Here is a 15,570-nt window from a genome sequence, read left to right as displayed (position 1 = left end):
CGCCGGGTGCACGCCATGAGGCTCAACGCTAGGAGAGCCTGAGAATTCCCTGGGCGGATATGACGAAGGATGACGGCCGCCCTCCCAGGCCGTCACCCTTCGCTGCGTGCCGCCCTCAGGGCGTGACGCAGTCCTGGAGGTTGTCCTGGATGATCTGGGTCGTGAGGGCCTTGTCGGCCTCGTCCCGCTGCTTGTCCTCGCCGTCGGCGATGTAGCCGAGCGTCTCGTCGCTGAGGTCGGAGTCGACCAGGGCTTCAGCCAGGCAGGTGGCGGCGTCGTCGGTCATGGCCTCCTCCTGCGGGGTGCCCTCGAAGACCTTCTGGATGCCGTCGGCGACCTCGTCGACCGAGGGGCGGCTCTCTCCCGCGCAGGCGGCGAGGGAGAAGGCGAGGGCAGCGGCCGGGACGATCGCCAGGAGGCGGAGGCCGCGACGCGAGGGGATGCGGGTGCTGATCATGAGGCGACGGTACCCACTCACAGCCGACTCATAGAAGGGGCTTGCATTCCCGTGCGTGACCATGCTCGCCCTCCCGCCGAGCCACCCCCTTCCGTGCGCTCCGGCCCCCTGCGTGCGTCCGTAAGGGGCCGGGGCGCGCGGAAGGGGGTGGGTCGACAGGGGTCAGCGATCGGCGAGGACGAGGAGGTCGCCGACCTCGCAGTCGAGCGCCTCGCAGATGGCCCGCAGCGTGGAGTAGCGGATCGCGCGGGCGCGGTCGTTCTTCAGCACGGACAGGTTCACGATGCTGACGCCGACGGCGGCGCTCAGCTCCGTCAGCGTCATCCCGCGGGCGGCCAGCAGCTCGTCCAGACGGCAGTGGATGCCGGTGAACTCGTCGTCGCTCTCCGCCGGGCTCACACCAGCCCCTCCGTCTCGCGCTCCAGGGCGGCCCGCTCCTGCTCCACGCGCATGCCCTGACGGAAGACCGCGGCGAGGGCGAGGAGGCCGAGCGCCGCGGCGAACGGCAGCGGCGTGACGGTGAGCCAGTAGGTGTGCGGGTACCAGGTGCTGTCCGCCGGCAGGGCCTCCCGCAGCCCGATGGTGGCGGCGATGCCGCTCAGGAGATCGGAGAGTACGCCCAGCACCGCGAACGCGATCGCACCCCCGACGAGGGCGCGGGTCACCGTGCGGGAGAACGCGCGGCCGCGGAGGGTGTGGAAGCAGATGAGTGCGAGGATCACCGCGGGGATCGTCGTGAGCGCGAGGGTGCTGAGCTGCGCGGCCGCGGCGAGGAGGCGCAGCCCGAGCGAGGCGTTGCCCACCGTGAAGTCCGACAGCTCCGTGCCGCTGCAGGTGAGCATGGTCGTCGTGCTGTCGCCGTACTCCGAGCACGGGAGGTTCGAGGGCCAGTCGAGGAAGACGATCGTCCGGCCGTGCAGCTCCGCCCAGTCCACCGCGAACGCCTTGATGATGAACGACACCGCCCCCAGCGCGGAGAGCGTGATCCACCACCCGGACAACGTGAGCGCCGCGTCGAGGGCGACTGTGCGGCTGCCACGGCGGCGGCTGTTCCAGACGACGAGGGCGACGACGGCCGCACAGACCGCGAGCGCGATCCCGATGTTGAGCAGAGACGGCCAGACGGCCTCCGAACCGAACGAGATCATCAGACCAGTCCCTCCGTCTCCTTCTCCAGCACGACCTTCTCCTGTTGCAGCCGGATGCCGCGACGGAAGGCGACGGCGATGAGGCCGACGGTGACCCCGGTGGCGAAGATCGGCGCGATCGCCCAGAACTCGATCGGGTGCACGGGTTCCCCGTCGCCGAGGCCGAGCGCCGCGGTCACGCCGTTGCGTCCCATCGTCTCGAGCATCACGATCGCCATCGGCGCGAGCACCAGTGTCCAGCCGATCACGTCGAAGGCGCGCGCATTGCCCGCCACGAAGAACCGTCCGCGGAGGAAGTTCCAGGCGACGAGCGTGACCGCGCCGATGACGGCGACGGCGGCCAGAGCCCACAGCGCGATGGCAGCGACGATGGCGGCGATCGACACGCCGTTCACCCCCGTCGCGAAGACCATCGCCTCCTGCGCGATGCCCTCGATCGAGATCTGCCCGGAGTCGGTGGTCGCCGAGATCGGCTGCTCGTCGATGGGGAGCGACCACGCGATCCCGTCGTCGCGGAAGGTGCTGCCCACGCGGAGCACCGTCGCGATGCCGACGGTCACGAGCGCCGCCGCCGCATAGAGGATGACGGTGATCGCGTCGGCCCGCTCGGAGCGGGTGGTGGTGGCGGCCATCAGACCAGCCCCTCCGTGTCACGCTGCAGGCGGCGGCCGATCGTGAACACGCCCGCCACGAGGGCCAACGCGAAGGCCCACCCGACCGGTGCGAGGTCGAACTGCACGAGCAGCGTCCACAGCACGTCCTCGACCGCGGGGTCGGTCGCGGCCAGATCCTTCACGATCTCGGCCCGGCCGATGCCACCGGCGAGCTGCCCGAACAGCGTGCCCGCCATCAGCAGGCAGGCGGCGACGGCGAACATCCACCCGAGGGAGGCGCGGAACGGCCGGGAGCGGATGAGGGACACGCCCAGCCACCAGACCACGGCGCACAGCGCGACCGTGGCGAGCGCGGGGAGCGCCGTCTCCAGCAGCAGCAGCCAGCGAGCGCCGGTGGGCGGCGCGGTGAAGGTGACGAGGGCGGAGTCGACGGCGGCGCCCTCGATCCCCGCCACGCCGTCGAGGGCGGAGAGGTCGACGTCGTGCACCGGCATCGCGACCGTGGGCGAGGGAGAGAACAGCGCACCGGCGGCCTGGGCGACGGCGACGATGGCGCCGATCCCGACGCTGACGGCGCCGGTGGCGATGAGCCCGAGCGCGATGCCGTCGGCGAGCGAAGGGCGTCTTTCCGTGGCGAGCATGAGCTCCTCCTGAGAGTCGGGGTTTATCGACTTTCGTTAACATAACGACTGTCGATAAACCCGTCAAGGCCTCGCTATGCCCACGGCGAACACGGGCATACCCGCCATTTCTGGTCGTTACTCTCGATGTACAAGCGCTTCATGCGTCTTCGCCCCGTGCGAATAAGGAGTCAACATGTTCGAGAGATTCACGGACCGAGCCCGTCGAGTGGTCGTCCTCGCCCAAGAAGAGGCGAAGATGCTCAACCACAACTACATCGGCACCGAGCACATCCTGCTCGGCCTCATCCACGAGGGCGAGGGCGTCGCAGCCAAGGCGCTGGAGTCGCTCGGCATCTCCCTCGACGCCGTGCGCGAGCAGGTGCAGGACATCATCGGCCAGGGTCAGCAGCAGCCGACCGGCCACATCCCGTTCACGCCGCGCGCCAAGAAGGTGCTCGAGCTGAGCCTCCGCGAGGCCCTGCAGCTCGGTCACAACTACATCGGCACCGAGCACATCCTCCTCGGCCTCATCCGCGAGGGTGAGGGCGTGGCCGCTCAGGTGCTCGTCAAGCTGGGCGCCGACCTCAACAAGGTGCGCCAGCAGGTCATCCAGCTGCTCTCCGGCGCTCCGGGACGCGAGCCCGCGTCCGTCGGCGCGCAGTCCAACGACACCCCTTCGGGTGCGCAGGGCGGCTCGCAGGTGCTCGACCAGTTCGGTCGCAACCTCACGCAGGCCGCGCGCGACAACAAGCTCGACCCGGTGATCGGGCGCGAGAAGGAGGCGGAGCGGGTCATGCAGATCCTCTCCCGTCGCTCCAAGAACAACCCCGTCCTCATCGGCGAGCCCGGCGTCGGCAAGACCGCCGTGGTCGAGGGCCTCGCCCAGGCGATCGTCAAGGGCGATGTGCCCGAGACGCTGAAGGACAAGCAGCTCTACTCGCTCGACCTCGGCTCGCTCATCGCCGGTTCCCGCTACCGCGGTGACTTCGAGGAGCGCCTGAAGAAGGTCACCAAGGAGATCCGCACGCGCGGCGACATCATCGTCTTCATCGACGAGATCCACACCCTCGTGGGTGCGGGTGCCGCCGAGGGCGCGATCGACGCGGCCAGCATCCTCAAGCCGCTGCTCGCCCGCGGTGAGCTCCAGACGATCGGTGCCACCACGCTCGACGAGTACCGCAAGCACTTCGAGAAGGATGCCGCGCTCGAGCGCCGCTTCCAGCCGGTGCAGGTGAACGAGCCGACGCTGCCGCACGCGATCAACATCCTCAAGGGGCTGCGCGACCGCTACGAGGCGCACCACAAGGTGCAGATCACCGACGGCGCGATCGTGGCCGCGGCGAACCTCGCCGACCGCTACGTCTCCGACCGCTTCCTCCCGGACAAGGCCATCGACCTGATCGACGAGGCCGGCGCACGTCTGCGTCTGTCGATCCTGTCCAGCCCGCCCGAGCTGCGCGAGTTCGACGAGAAGATCGCCGCCGTGCGCGAGCAGAAGGAGATCGCCTCCGAGGAGCAGGACTTCGAGAAGGCCGCCTCCCTGCGCGATGAGGAGAAGAGCCTCCTCGCCGAGCGTCTGCGTCTCGAGAAGCAGTGGCGTGCGGGCGACGTCGCGACCCAGGCGGTCGTCGACGAGGGCCTGATCGCCGAGGTGCTCGCCCAGGCGACCGGCATCCCCGTCTTCAAGCTGACGGAGGAGGAGTCCAGCCGACTCGTCTTCATGGAGAAGGCGCTGCACCAGCGCGTCATCGGTCAGGAGGAGGCCATCGCGGCGCTCTCCAAGACCATCCGTCGTCAGCGTGCCGGCCTCAAGGACCCGAAGCGTCCCTCGGGCTCGTTCATCTTCGCCGGCCCCACGGGCGTCGGAAAGACGGAGCTGGCCAAGGCGCTCGCGGAGTTCCTCTTCGATGACGAGGCCGCGCTCATCTCGCTCGACATGAGCGAGTTCGGCGAGAAGCACACCGTCTCGCGGCTGTTCGGTGCCCCTCCTGGGTTCGTCGGCTTCGAAGAGGGCGGCCAGCTCACCGAGAAGGTGCGGCGCAAGCCGTTCAGCGTGGTCCTCTTCGACGAGATCGAGAAGGCGCACCCGGACATCTTCAACTCGCTGCTGCAGATCCTGGAAGAGGGTCGCCTCACCGACGGTCAGGGTCGGATCGTGGACTTCAAGAACACGGTCATCATCATGACCACGAACCTCGGTGCGCGCGACATCGCCGGCGGCCCCGTCGGCTTCCAGATCGAGGGCAACAACGCCACGAGCTACGAGCGGATGAAGGGCAAGGTCAACGAGGAGCTCAAGCGGCACTTCAAGCCCGAGTTCCTCAACCGCGTCGACGACATCATCGTCTTCCCGCAGCTGAGCAAGGACGAGCTGGTGCAGATCGTGGACCTGTTCACGAAGCGCCTCGGCGAGCGTCTGCTCGACCGCGACATGACGATCGAGCTGTCGCAGTCCGCCAAGGAGCGCCTGATCGAGATCGGCTTCGACCCGGCCCTGGGTGCTCGTCCGCTGCGTCGCGCGATGCAGCACGAGATCGAGGACCGTCTGTCGGAGAAGATCCTGCACGGCGAGCTCGACTCGGGTGACCACGTGAAGGTCGACGCGAAGGACGGGGAGTTCCTGTTCGAGCACGGCCCGCGCGGCGAGAAGGTCGCGGTCGGCGTCAACACCGGCGGCGGCGCGATCTCCGGCACGCCCGACCTGGCGATCACCGGCAACGACTGATCCTCGACACGATCACCCGAAGGGGCGGATGCGACAGCATCCGCCCCTTCGTCGTCTCCGCTCCGCCGCCCTCGTGGGCACAACTTCGGAGATGAGAGACGACACGCGGGGCGAGGCTCCCTGGCGCCGGGGTGTCGGCCGGGATCTCCGAAGCTGTGCCGCGTCTGGGAGTCGTCGGGAGGGGCGGGTCCTAGGCTGGTCGGGTGAGCGCGTACATCGTCCGGCCGGCCCGCAGCGCCGACATCGTCAGCATCCGGAACCTGCTCCAGCCGATGGTGGAGCAGCGCATCCTGCTCGGCAAGGACCTCGCCGTGCTGTACGGCGCCGTGCAGGAGTTCGTCGTGGCCGAGGCCGGCGGCGAGCTGATCGGCTGCGGCGCCCTGCACGTGATCTGGGAGGACCTCGGTGAGGTGCGCACCCTGCTCGTCCGCGAGGACTGGCTGCACCACGGCGTCGGGCGGGCCATCGTCGAGCGGCTCGAGGAGAACGCGCGGTCGCTCGGGCTCACCCGCCTGTTCTGCCTCACGTTCGAGGTCGACTTCTTCGGGCGTCGCGGCTTCACCCCGATCGGGGAGCAGGTCGTCGATCCGGACGTGTACTCGCAGCTCCTGCGCAGCGGAGACGCCGGCGTCGAGGAGTTCCTCGACCTCGCGCACGTGAAGCCGAACACGCTCGGCAACACCCGCATGCTCAAGGTGCTCTGAGCCCCGGACCACCGCCTCGCGCCTCCCAGGCTCCAGGAGCGGGATCGCTTAACCTGGAGGCATGCCCCGTCACTCCGCCGCCGTGTACCGTCGTCGGCGGCTGGCGGTGCTGCTCGGGCTGATCCTCGTCCTCGCGATCGTCGGCGCGTCCGTCTGGCTCCTCATCGCCCGGCCGTGGGCGTCCACGGGCGCGCAGGAGCCGGCACCCGCACCCACCTCCTCCGCCTCTCCCGGACCAACGCCGTCCGGTTCTGCCTCCCCGGCCCCCTCGCCGTCCGCCGACGCCACACCGGCTGTCGTCGCGTGCGAGGCGAAGGACGTCGAGGTGAAGGCCGTGACGGATGCGGAGTCGTACGCCGACGGCGCGACGCCGAAGCTCTCCATCTCGCTGACCAACAAGGGCACCAGGGACTGCACGATCGACGTGGGCTCCACGACCCAGGTCTTCACGGTCTCCAGCGGCTCGGACGTGTGGTGGCGTTCGACCGACTGCCAGGAGAACCCGAGCAGCATGATCGCCACGCTCACCGCCGGGTCCACCGTGGTGAGCAAGGAGCCGGTCGTCTGGGATCGCACCCGATCCAGCGTCGAGACCTGCGCGCAGGAGAACCGGCAGCGCGCTCCCGGCGGTGGCTCCTCGTATCACGTGGGCGTGTCCATCGGCGGGTTCCCCAGCGCCACCACCACCCAGATCCTCCTGTTCTGAGAGCCGCGGCCGGTGCTTGTGCTGACAGGGGCCCGGTCTTTGGGATACCATAGAGGTGACTCTCCCGCTATGCGGCAACATGCCATCCCCAGTGGCGTCGAATCACAGCGTCCCCAGCGCTTCGACACCGCCGCTCGAGAGTCCGAGGGCCCTCTCGAGTACCCCAGTCCCCAATGGAGGACTCGAGAGGGCCCCAATCTCTCTCCGGCGCCGCCGCGCCGCCCCGATGCCTAAGCTGGAACCATGGCAGCGAAGAAGGCGAAGTCCGCGAAGAGCGCGAAGAAGAAGCCCGCCCCCGAGGACTTCCGGTCGGAGGCTCTGGCGCTCGCCCTCGAGAAGCAGGACGTCGCCGCCGTCGCCCTCGCGTTGCGCCACGGCACGACCGTCGTCCCGCTCATCAAGCCGGGAGCCCGCGACAACCCGCTCGACAGCGGCGAGGTGTGGACCTACCGCGACCCGAACTCGGGAGACCTCGCCCTGCTGCTCTTCAGCGACGCGAAGAACAAGCCGGCGAACCTGCCGCCGGGCGTCGGCATCTACGACGCGACCTGGCTGCGCGCCTTCCTCTCCGCGCACCCGATCACGACCGTGTTCCTCGACATCGCGGGACCGCACCCGATGCAGGCCGACCCGGTGGAGCTGCTCAAGGCGCTCGACGCCTGACCCGGACGCCCGTCCGGCTCAGAACGGCGGGATGTCGCGGTCGGGCCGACGGGTGTTGTTGCGTGCCCTGATGTCGCCCAGCGCCGCGCGCAGTGTCTTCGAGCGGTCATCGACCACCTGCTCGTAGCCGAGTCGGGCGGCCTCGGACCGCCGCTGCGCGGCCTGCGTCACCGGCCGCACCTCGCCCGCGAGGCTGAGCTCGCCGACGGCGGCGACCGTGCGCGGAACCGAGATCATCTGGATGGACCCGGCGACGGCGATCGCGATGGCCAGATCGGCGGCGGGCTCCGTGAAGCGCACCCCGCCCACCGTGGACACGTAGACGTCGAGGCTGCCGGTGGGTACCCCCGCCCGGCGTTCGAGGATCGCCAGCACCATGGCCACCCGCGAGGAGTCGAGGCCGTGCACGATGCGCCGGGGGTTCGGGGCGTTGCTCGGCACGGTGAGCGCCTGCACCTCGACGGGGAGGGCGCGACGGCCCTCGAGGGAGATGGCCACACAGGTCCCGGGTTCGGAGGCGCCCTGCGACAGGAACAGGCCGGAGGGGTCGGGCACCTCGGCGATGCCGTCTCCGGTCATCTCGAAGCAGCCGACCTCGTCGGTGGGGCCGAAGCGGTTCTTCAGCGCGCGGATGAAGCGCAGCGAGGTCTGCCGGTCGCCCTCGAAGTGGCACACGACGTCGACGAGGTGCTCCAGCACCCGAGGCCCCGCCACCTGGCCGTCCTTGGTCACGTGGCCGACGATGATGATCGGCAGATCGCGTTCCTTCGCCACCCGGATCAGGGTCGCGGCCACCTCCCGCACCTGGCTGGGCTGACCGGCAGCGCCGTCGGTGAGGGACGACGACACGGTCTGCACGGAGTCGACGATGACGAGCTGCGGCTGCACCTCGTCGATGTGGCCGAGGATGGTGGCGAGGTCGGTCTCGCTCGCAAGGTAGAGCTCATTGTGCAGGGCGCCCGTCCGCTCCGCCCGCAGGCGCACCTGGGCCGGCGACTCCTCGGCGCTCGCGTAGAGCACTCGACGCCCGCTCCGCGCGGCCTGCGCGGCGACTTCGAGCAGCAGGGTCGACTTGCCCACGCCCGGTTCTCCGCTGAGGAGGATCGCGGCACCCGGCACGATGCCGCCGCCGAGCACACGGTCGAACTCGCCGACGCCGCTCGTGCGTCGCGGCGCATCCTGCGTCGTGATCTGCGTGATCGGTCGCGCCGCGCGGTCGGCGGTCGGAGCGAGCGCGTTCACGCGACGAAGGATGCCGGTCTGCGCGGCCTGCTCCTGAACCGTGCCCCACTGCTGGCACTCCCCGCAGCGACCGACCCACTTCGCCGTCGTCCACCCGCACTCGGTGCAGACGTACGCGGGGGGAGCGGGTTTCCGGGTGGCCATGCCCTCAGGCTATCGGCGGCATCAGACATCCCTATCGACCAGGCGATTATTCACGGCCCGGTTCCCCCGACGGCCACCGGCCCCGGCCGATAATTGAGACATGTCCAACGGCGGGTCCGTCTGCGGGCCGATCTCCAGCTACTCCCGGGTGCGCATCCTGCACCTCCTCTTCGAGGCCGGGCACTCCGGTGCCTCCGGAGAACTCGCGATCGGCGATCTGTGCGAGGCCACCGGCCTCCACCCGAACACCGTGCGGGAGCACCTGCAGCGGCTCATCGAGGGCGGCTACGTCATCCCGACCGTTGAGCACCGCACCACCCGGGGGCGCCCGCGCACGCTGTACCGCGCGGCCACCGGGGCCCCGGACGCCTCCAGCCCGGTCGCACGGAACAAGGCCAAGGCCGCCGCCCGTCGCGGCGACCTCCTCCGCAGCGTCCTCCCCGGCACCGGGACCACCCTCGGGAAGGACGCCACCTACCAGCTCGACGCGCTCGTCGAGCACCTGGAGGAGAGCGGCTTCGAGCCGGTCGTGGACGACCGCGGTCTGACCGTCGATCTGAGTCCGTGCCCGCACGCGGCCGGCCGGCCGGAGGACCGCCCGATGCTGTGCCAGGTGCATCTCGGGCTGATGCAGGGCATCCTTGCAGAAGCGGGGGGTCCGCTCGAAGCCGAGTGCGTGCGCGAGGCCGCGCTGCCCTCCGAATGCACCGTGCAGCTGCGCGACACCGCCGCGCAGGCGTCGAACAGAACGGGAGTCGCTCATGGAATGGCTTGATCCGCTCGCCCTGGCCCGATGGCAGTTCGGCCTGACGACCGTCTACCACTACCTCTTCGTCCCGCTGACGATCGGCATGGCGCTCGTCGCCGCGATCTTCCAGACGGCGTGGGTGCGTACCGGCAAGGTGCAGTACCTTCACCTCACCCGCTTCTTCGGCAAGATCTTCCTCATCAACTTCGCGATGGGCGTCGTCACCGGCATCGTGCAGGAGTTCCAGTTCGGCATGAACTGGTCGGACTACTCCCGCTTCGTCGGCGACGTCTTCGGCGCCCCGCTCGCCTTCGAGGGCCTGCTGGCGTTCTTCTTCGAGGCGACCTTCATCGGCCTCTGGATCTTCGGCTGGGACAAGCTCCCGCAGAAGATCCACCTGGCCACCATCTGGTGCGTCTCGATCGGCAGCATCCTGTCGGCGTACTTCATCATCGCCGCCAACGCGTTCATGCAGAACCCGGTCGGCTACACCTACAACGAGGTGACCAACCGCGCCGAGCTCACCGACTTCTGGGCGCTGCTGACCAACCCCGTCGCCCTCGCCGCGTTCCCGCACACCATCTTCGGCGCGCTCATGTTCGCCGCCGGTGTCGTCATCTCGGTGTCCGCCTGGCACCTGGCGCGCGGGCAGCACTTCGACACGATGCGCATCTCGCTGAAGTTCGGCCTCTGGGCGATGATCTTCTCCACCGCGGGCGTCGTGCTCACCGGCGACCAGCTGGGCCTCGCGATGTACGCCGCGCAGCCGATGAAGATGGCCGCCGCCGAGGCGACGTTCAACACCGTCTGCGGCGCCGACGCCTCCTTCAGCGTCTTCACGCTGGGCACGCCGGACGGCAGCTCGGAGCTGTTCTCGATCCGGGTGCCGTACCTGCTGTCGCTGCTGTCGACCCACACGCTCGACGCCTGTGTGCACGGCATCAACGACCTGAACGCCGAGTACGCCCAGACCTATGCGAGCACCGGTCTCACCGACTTCGCCCCCGTCCTGTGGATCACCTACTGGTCGTTCCGCTGGATGATCGGCCTCGGTATGGCCGCCGCCCTCGTCGCCGTCGCCGGCCTCTGGGTCACCCGCAAGAAGGCCACCAAGCCGGTCGCGCCGTGGATGTGGAAGGTCGCGATCTGGTCGTTCCCGCTCGCGCTCGCCGCCAACATCATGGGCTGGGTGTTCACCGAGATGGGTCGACAGCCCTGGATCGTGTTCGGTCTGATGTCCACCCGCGACGGCGTCTCGCCCGGCGTGAGCGGACTCGAGGTCCTGATCTCGCTGATCGCCTTCACCGCGATCTACGCCGCGCTGGCCGTGGTCGAGGTCCGGCTGATCGTCAAGGCCGCCCAGAAGGGGCCCGACACCGACGAACAGCCCCATGAGGAGACGGCTCAGCTGCCGTCGGTCGTGTACTGAGAGGAACGAGCATCATGGATCTCGCAACGATCTGGTTCTGGGTGGTCGCCTTCCTGTTCGTCGGCTACTTCGTCCTCGACGGGTTCGACTTCGGTGTGGGCATGTCGCTGCCGTTCCTCGGCAAGAACGACGTGTCCCGCCGGCAGGTCATCAACACGATCGGCCCCGTGTGGGACCTCAACGAGACGTGGGTCATCGTGGCCGGAGCCTCGCTGTTCGCCTCGTTCCCCGAGTGGTACGCCACGCTGTTCAGCGGGTTCTACCTGCCGCTGCTGCTCATCCTGCTCGCGCTCATCCTCCGCGGCGTGTCTTTCGAGTACCGCCATCAGCGGGAGAGTCGCAAGTGGAAGCAGGGCTTCGATCGGATGATCGTGATCGGGTCGGTCGTCCCGGCACTGCTCTGGGGCGTCGCCTTCGGGAACATCGTGCAGGGGGTGGCGATCGATGAGAACCACATCTACGTCGGCGGCTTCTTCTCGCTGCTCAACCCGTATGCGCTGCTGGTCGGCGTGACGACCCTGCTGCTCTTTTTCCTGCACGGCGTGCTGTTCGTCGCGCTGAAGACGGACGGCCAGGTGCACGAGGACGCGCAGAAGCTCGCGAAGAAGGCCGCCATCCCGACGATCCTCGTCGCGGCCGCGACGGTGATCTGGACGGTCGCGATCGCGATGGGCCGCGAGGCTCCGCTGCTCTGGCTGGTCATCGGAGCCGGAGCGCTCGCGGCGGTCAGCCTGATCGCGGCGGTCGGCTTCTCGCTCGTCCGCCGCGACGGGTGGGCGTTCTTCTCCGGCATGCTCACGGTCATGTTCGCCGTCGTCATGCTGTTCTCCGCCCTGTTCCCGTTCGTCATGCCGTCGACCATCGATCCGGCGTACAGTCTCACGATCGCCAACGCGTCCAGCACTCCGTATACGCTGCAGATCATGAGCTGGACCGCGCTGATCGCCCTCCCGCTGGTCATCGCGTACCAGACCTGGACCTACTGGGTGTTCCGCAAGCGCGTCACCCGCCGGTCGATCGAGGGGGCTCCGGCGCACGCGTGAAACCCGTCGATCCGAGGCTGCTCCGATACGCGGCCGCCGCCCGGGGGTTCCTCCTGGCGTCGGCCGCGATCGGCGTCTGCCAGACCGCGGTGACGATCGCCTTCGCGTGGCTCCTCACCGAGGCGGTCGTGGGGGCCATCGCGGGGCGCGACGTCACCGTGACCCTGCTCTGGCTGCTCGGGACCGCCCTCCTGCGAGGTCTGCTCATCGCCGCCTCCGACGCCGCGGGCACGCAGGCCGCCGCCCGCACCGGGATGCAGCTGCGCGCGGCGCTCGTCGCGGCCGTCGGACGCCTCGGCCCGGGGTGGCTCGCGCAGCGCAACCAGACGCAGATCGCCGTCACCGCCGGTCACGGCCTGGAAGCCCTGGACGCGTACTTCGCGCGGTACATCCCGCAGCTCGTGCTCACCGTCATCGCGACGCCGGTGCTCGTCGCGGTCATGTGGTGGCAGGACTGGCCGAGCGGGCTCACCGCCGTCATCACCCTGCCGCTCATCCCGCTCTTCCTCATCCTCATCGGGATCGCGACCCGCACGGTGCAGAAGAAGCAGTGGCAGACGCTGCAGCACCTCGCCGCCCGCTTCGCCGACACGGTGCAGGGGCTGTCGACGCTGCGGCTGTTCGGCCGGGACCGTCGGGCGGCCGACCGCATCGAGGTGACCGCCGACGAGTACCGTCGCGAGACCATGAAGGTGCTGCGGTTCTCGTTCCTCTCCGGGTTCGCGATGGAGCTGCTGTCGTCACTCGCGGTCGCGCTCATCGCGGTCGCGGTCGGGTTCCGGCTGCTGTCGGGCGACCTGAGTCTGGAGGTCGGTCTCTTCGTGCTGCTGCTCGCCCCGGAGGCCTTCCTCCCCATCCGTCAGGTGGGCGTGCAGTTCCACGCGGCGGCCGAGGGTGTCGCGGCCACGGAGGACGTCTTCGACGTGCTGGATGCGGCGCGCGACCGGGACCGCAGGGGCGTGCGCCCGCACGACCCCGGCACGGATGCACGACCGAACCCCGTGGACTCGTCCGGCAGCCGTGGCCAGGTCGTGCGGACGGAACGGCGGGGACTCGTGGTCGAGGGACTCCGCGTGCGAGACCTGCCGCCGGTGTCGTTCGTCGCGGAGCCGGGGACGGTGACCCTGATCGAGGGGCCGAGCGGCTCCGGGAAGTCGAGTCTGCTCGCCGCTCTCCGCGGGGCGGTGGACTCCACGGGCATGGCGACCTGGGGCGGACGGGACATCGCCGAGCTCGCACCGTCCGACTGGCTCGCCTGGGCCGGGCAGGCCCCGGGGCTGATGCGCGGCACGGTCGCGGAGAACGTCGCCCTCGGCGACGCCGCTCCCAACCTCGCCCGTGTGCGCAGCGCTCTGGATGCCGCCTGCGCCGAGGGGATCGAGGCCGACCGCGTGCTGGGCGTGCAGGGCGCCGGGCTGTCGGGAGGACAGGCGCAGCGCGTCGCGGTGGCCAGGGCGCTGTACCGCCACGACGCAATGCCGGAGCGGCTGCTCGCGCTCGATGAGCCCTCCAGCGCCCTCGACGCCGACACCGAGGAGCGGCTGTGGCGGTCGCTGCGCACGCGGGCGGATGCCGGCGCGACCGTCCTGCTCGTCTCGCACCGCCGCTCGGCCAGGGACATCGCCGACCGGATCGTGGCGCTGGGGGTGAGCGCATGAACGAGACGACCCGCAGCGACCGGGTCCGGGAGGTGCTCCGGCTCGCACAGCCCCCGTTCCGCCGCTTCCTCCCCGGGCTGATCTGGGGCGTGCTGTCGGCCGCCGCTGCCGTGAGCCTGCTCGCGGTGAGCGGCTGGCTGATCGTGAGCGCGTCGATCGTCGACTCCCTCGTGCCGCTGTCCATCGCGGTCGTCGGAGTGCGGTTCTTCGCCGTCACCCGAGCCGTCACGCGGTACCTCGAGCGGCTGAGCGGTCACGACGCCGCGCTGCGGCAGCTCGCGACGACCCGGTCCGACATGGTGCGCCGCCTCATCCCGCTCTCGCCGGCGGGGCTCGGCGCGACGGACCGGGGCCAGGTGCTCGCGGCCCTCGTCGATGACGTGGAGAATCTGCAGAACCTCCCGCTCCGGGTCGTGCAGCCGCTCGCCGTCTCGGGCGTCGTCGCCGTGGGGGCCGTCGGCTTCCTCGCCTTCGTCTCGCCGCCCGCCGCGCTCACCCTCGCCGTCTGCCTCCTCGTCGCCGCGCTCGCCGCCGTCGGGCTGGGCTGGATCTTCGGCTCCCGTGCGGAGGCCGCGGTGTCGGCGCGTCGGGCCGAGGTGTCCGCGGCCCTCGTCGACTACTTCGGCAGCCTCGACGTGCTGCTCGCGTTCGGAGCGGAGGCGCAGGCCCGAGAGCGGATCCGCGTCGCGGATGCCGCCCTGCGTCGGGTCGTCGGTCGGGCGTCGTTGGCGCAGGCCGTCGCCGCCGGCGTCGTCTCGCTGATGGCCGGCGCCGCCTCGGTGTGGGCGCTGGCGGTGGCAGCCCCAGGCCTCGCCACCGGGGCCATCGACGCCCCGTGGCTCGCGGTGGCGGTGCTCGTGCCGATGGTCGTGTTCGAGGTGTTCGGCGCCGTGCCCATCGCGGCGGCCTCGTGGCGGAGCGTCCGCGCGAGCGCGGAGCGCATCGTGGACGTGCTGCCCGAACGGATGCCGCCGGAGCTGCGGACCGACGCGGGGGAGGACGTCGAGGTCGACGGCGTCCCCGCGCTCACGCTGCGGGGAGCCACGGCGCACTGGCCCGGAGGAGCGCCGGCGCTGACCGGCGTCGACCTCGACCTCGCGCCCGGCGAGCGGGTGCTCGTCTCCGGGGCGAGCGGGGCGGGCAAGAGCTCGCTGGCGGCGGCGCTCGTGGGCTTCCTCCGTGTGGACGGCGAGTACCGGGTCGGCGATCTCGAGGCGGCGTCGCTGTCCGGGCCGTCCCTGCGCCGCGTCGTCGGTCTGTGCGAGCAGCGGCCGCAGCTCTTCGACGAGGACGTGCGGCAGAACCTCCTCTTCGCCAGGGACACGGCCACCGACGAGGAGCTCCTCGCCGTGCTCGACCGCGTGGGACTCGCGGCGTGGGTGCGCGAGCGCGGGGGGCTCGATGCGCGGGTGGGTGACCGCGGTGCGCTGGTGTCCGGGGGTCAGGCGCAGCGGATCGCTCTGGCTCGTGCGCTGCTCCGGGGCTTCCCGGTGCTCGTGCTGGACGAGCCGACGGCGGGCGTCGACCCCGAGGCCTCGGACGCTCTGCTGCGCGACCTGCTGCAGGCGACGGGGGAGCAGTCCGTGCTGCTCATCTCGCACGTGGCACCGCCCGCGGGGACGGTCGACCGGGTCGTGCGGATCGAGGGCGGCCGGACGGTCTGAGC

At 70.3% G+C, this 15,570-nt stretch carries 15 protein-coding genes; 9 read left to right on the top strand and 6 right to left on the bottom strand.

Annotated elements, in window-relative coordinates; genetic code table 11:
• Window positions 1-115 precede the first annotated feature (115 nt).
• The 5 genes from C6C15_RS14655 to C6C15_RS14635 form a co-directional block, all read right to left on the bottom strand.
• Entirely contained in the window at window positions 116-457 is a 342-nt protein-coding gene (locus C6C15_RS14655; protein WP_025105474.1) for a hypothetical protein, read from the bottom strand.
• Between the two features lie 162 nt (window positions 458-619).
• Complete coding sequence (locus tag C6C15_RS14650) at window positions 620-856, bottom strand: helix-turn-helix domain-containing protein (protein ID WP_060922489.1); 237 nt, start codon at window positions 854-856, stop codon at window positions 620-622.
• On the bottom strand, window positions 853-1,605 hold the full coding sequence (locus C6C15_RS14645; protein ID WP_060922490.1) for a hypothetical protein: 753 nt from the start codon (window positions 1,603-1,605) through the stop codon (window positions 853-855). The genes C6C15_RS14650 and C6C15_RS14645 overlap by 4 nt, the downstream gene beginning before the upstream one ends.
• The gene (locus C6C15_RS14640; protein WP_060922491.1) at window positions 1,605-2,237 is read right to left on the bottom strand and encodes a hypothetical protein; all 633 of its coding nucleotides are present in this window, start codon (window positions 2,235-2,237) and stop codon (window positions 1,605-1,607) included. Before C6C15_RS14640 ends, C6C15_RS14645 begins: the two co-directional genes overlap by 1 nt.
• Window positions 2,237-2,860, bottom strand: a complete 624-nt coding sequence (locus C6C15_RS14635; protein ID WP_105950461.1) for a hypothetical protein — start codon at window positions 2,858-2,860, stop codon at window positions 2,237-2,239. Before C6C15_RS14635 ends, C6C15_RS14640 begins: the two co-directional genes overlap by 1 nt.
• A 175-nt stretch (window positions 2,861-3,035) precedes the next feature.
• Between C6C15_RS14635 and C6C15_RS14630 the strand changes: the two genes are divergently transcribed.
• From C6C15_RS14630 to C6C15_RS14615, 4 genes are all read left to right on the top strand, one after another.
• Window positions 3,036-5,567, top strand: a complete 2,532-nt coding sequence (locus tag C6C15_RS14630) for an ATP-dependent Clp protease ATP-binding subunit (protein ID WP_025105479.1) — start codon at window positions 3,036-3,038, stop codon at window positions 5,565-5,567.
• Between the two features lie 203 nt (window positions 5,568-5,770).
• Window positions 5,771-6,271, top strand: a complete 501-nt coding sequence (locus tag C6C15_RS14625) for an amino-acid N-acetyltransferase (protein WP_060922493.1) — start codon at window positions 5,771-5,773, stop codon at window positions 6,269-6,271.
• A gap of 61 nt (window positions 6,272-6,332) precedes the next feature.
• Complete coding sequence (locus C6C15_RS14620; protein ID WP_105950460.1) at window positions 6,333-6,977, top strand: hypothetical protein; 645 nt, start codon at window positions 6,333-6,335, stop codon at window positions 6,975-6,977.
• A 243-nt stretch (window positions 6,978-7,220) separates the two neighbouring features.
• Window positions 7,221-7,640, top strand: a complete 420-nt coding sequence (locus C6C15_RS14615) for a hypothetical protein (protein WP_060922495.1) — start codon at window positions 7,221-7,223, stop codon at window positions 7,638-7,640.
• An 18-nt stretch (window positions 7,641-7,658) separates the two neighbouring features.
• On the opposite strand, the gene radA is transcribed toward C6C15_RS14615, so the two are convergent.
• On the bottom strand, window positions 7,659-9,026 hold the full coding sequence (gene radA / locus C6C15_RS14610) for a DNA repair protein RadA (protein WP_105950459.1): 1,368 nt from the start codon (window positions 9,024-9,026) through the stop codon (window positions 7,659-7,661).
• A 100-nt stretch (window positions 9,027-9,126) separates the two neighbouring features.
• On the opposite strand from radA, the gene C6C15_RS14605 reads away from it, so the two are divergent.
• From C6C15_RS14605 to cydC, 5 genes are read left to right on the top strand one after another with little or no spacing between them, the layout of a single operon-like run.
• Window positions 9,127-9,801 (top strand): helix-turn-helix transcriptional regulator, encoded by a 675-nt coding sequence (locus C6C15_RS14605; protein ID WP_060922497.1) that lies wholly within the window; start codon window positions 9,127-9,129, stop codon window positions 9,799-9,801.
• Complete coding sequence (locus tag C6C15_RS14600; protein ID WP_105950458.1) at window positions 9,788-11,203, top strand: cytochrome ubiquinol oxidase subunit I; 1,416 nt, start codon at window positions 9,788-9,790, stop codon at window positions 11,201-11,203. The genes C6C15_RS14605 and C6C15_RS14600 overlap by 14 nt, the downstream gene beginning before the upstream one ends.
• A 14-nt stretch (window positions 11,204-11,217) precedes the next feature.
• Complete coding sequence (gene cydB / locus C6C15_RS14595) at window positions 11,218-12,246, top strand: cytochrome d ubiquinol oxidase subunit II (RefSeq protein ID WP_105950457.1); 1,029 nt, start codon at window positions 11,218-11,220, stop codon at window positions 12,244-12,246.
• Entirely contained in the window at window positions 12,243-13,904 is a 1,662-nt protein-coding gene (gene cydD, locus C6C15_RS14590) for a thiol reductant ABC exporter subunit CydD (RefSeq protein ID WP_105950456.1), read from the top strand. The genes cydB and cydD overlap by 4 nt, the downstream gene beginning before the upstream one ends.
• The gene (gene cydC, locus C6C15_RS14585) at window positions 13,901-15,568 is read left to right on the top strand and encodes a thiol reductant ABC exporter subunit CydC (RefSeq protein ID WP_105950455.1); all 1,668 of its coding nucleotides are present in this window, start codon (window positions 13,901-13,903) and stop codon (window positions 15,566-15,568) included. Before cydD ends, cydC begins: the two co-directional genes overlap by 4 nt.
• The last annotated feature ends 2 nt before the right edge of the window (window positions 15,569-15,570 follow it).

The sequence above is a fragment of the Microbacterium sp. str. 'China' genome (assembly GCF_002993305.1).
Lineage (GTDB): Bacteria > Actinomycetota > Actinomycetes > Actinomycetales > Microbacteriaceae > Microbacterium > Microbacterium paraoxydans.
Note: the sequence above shows the minus strand (reverse complement) of the source record. Positions and strands in the feature narration are given on the sequence as shown.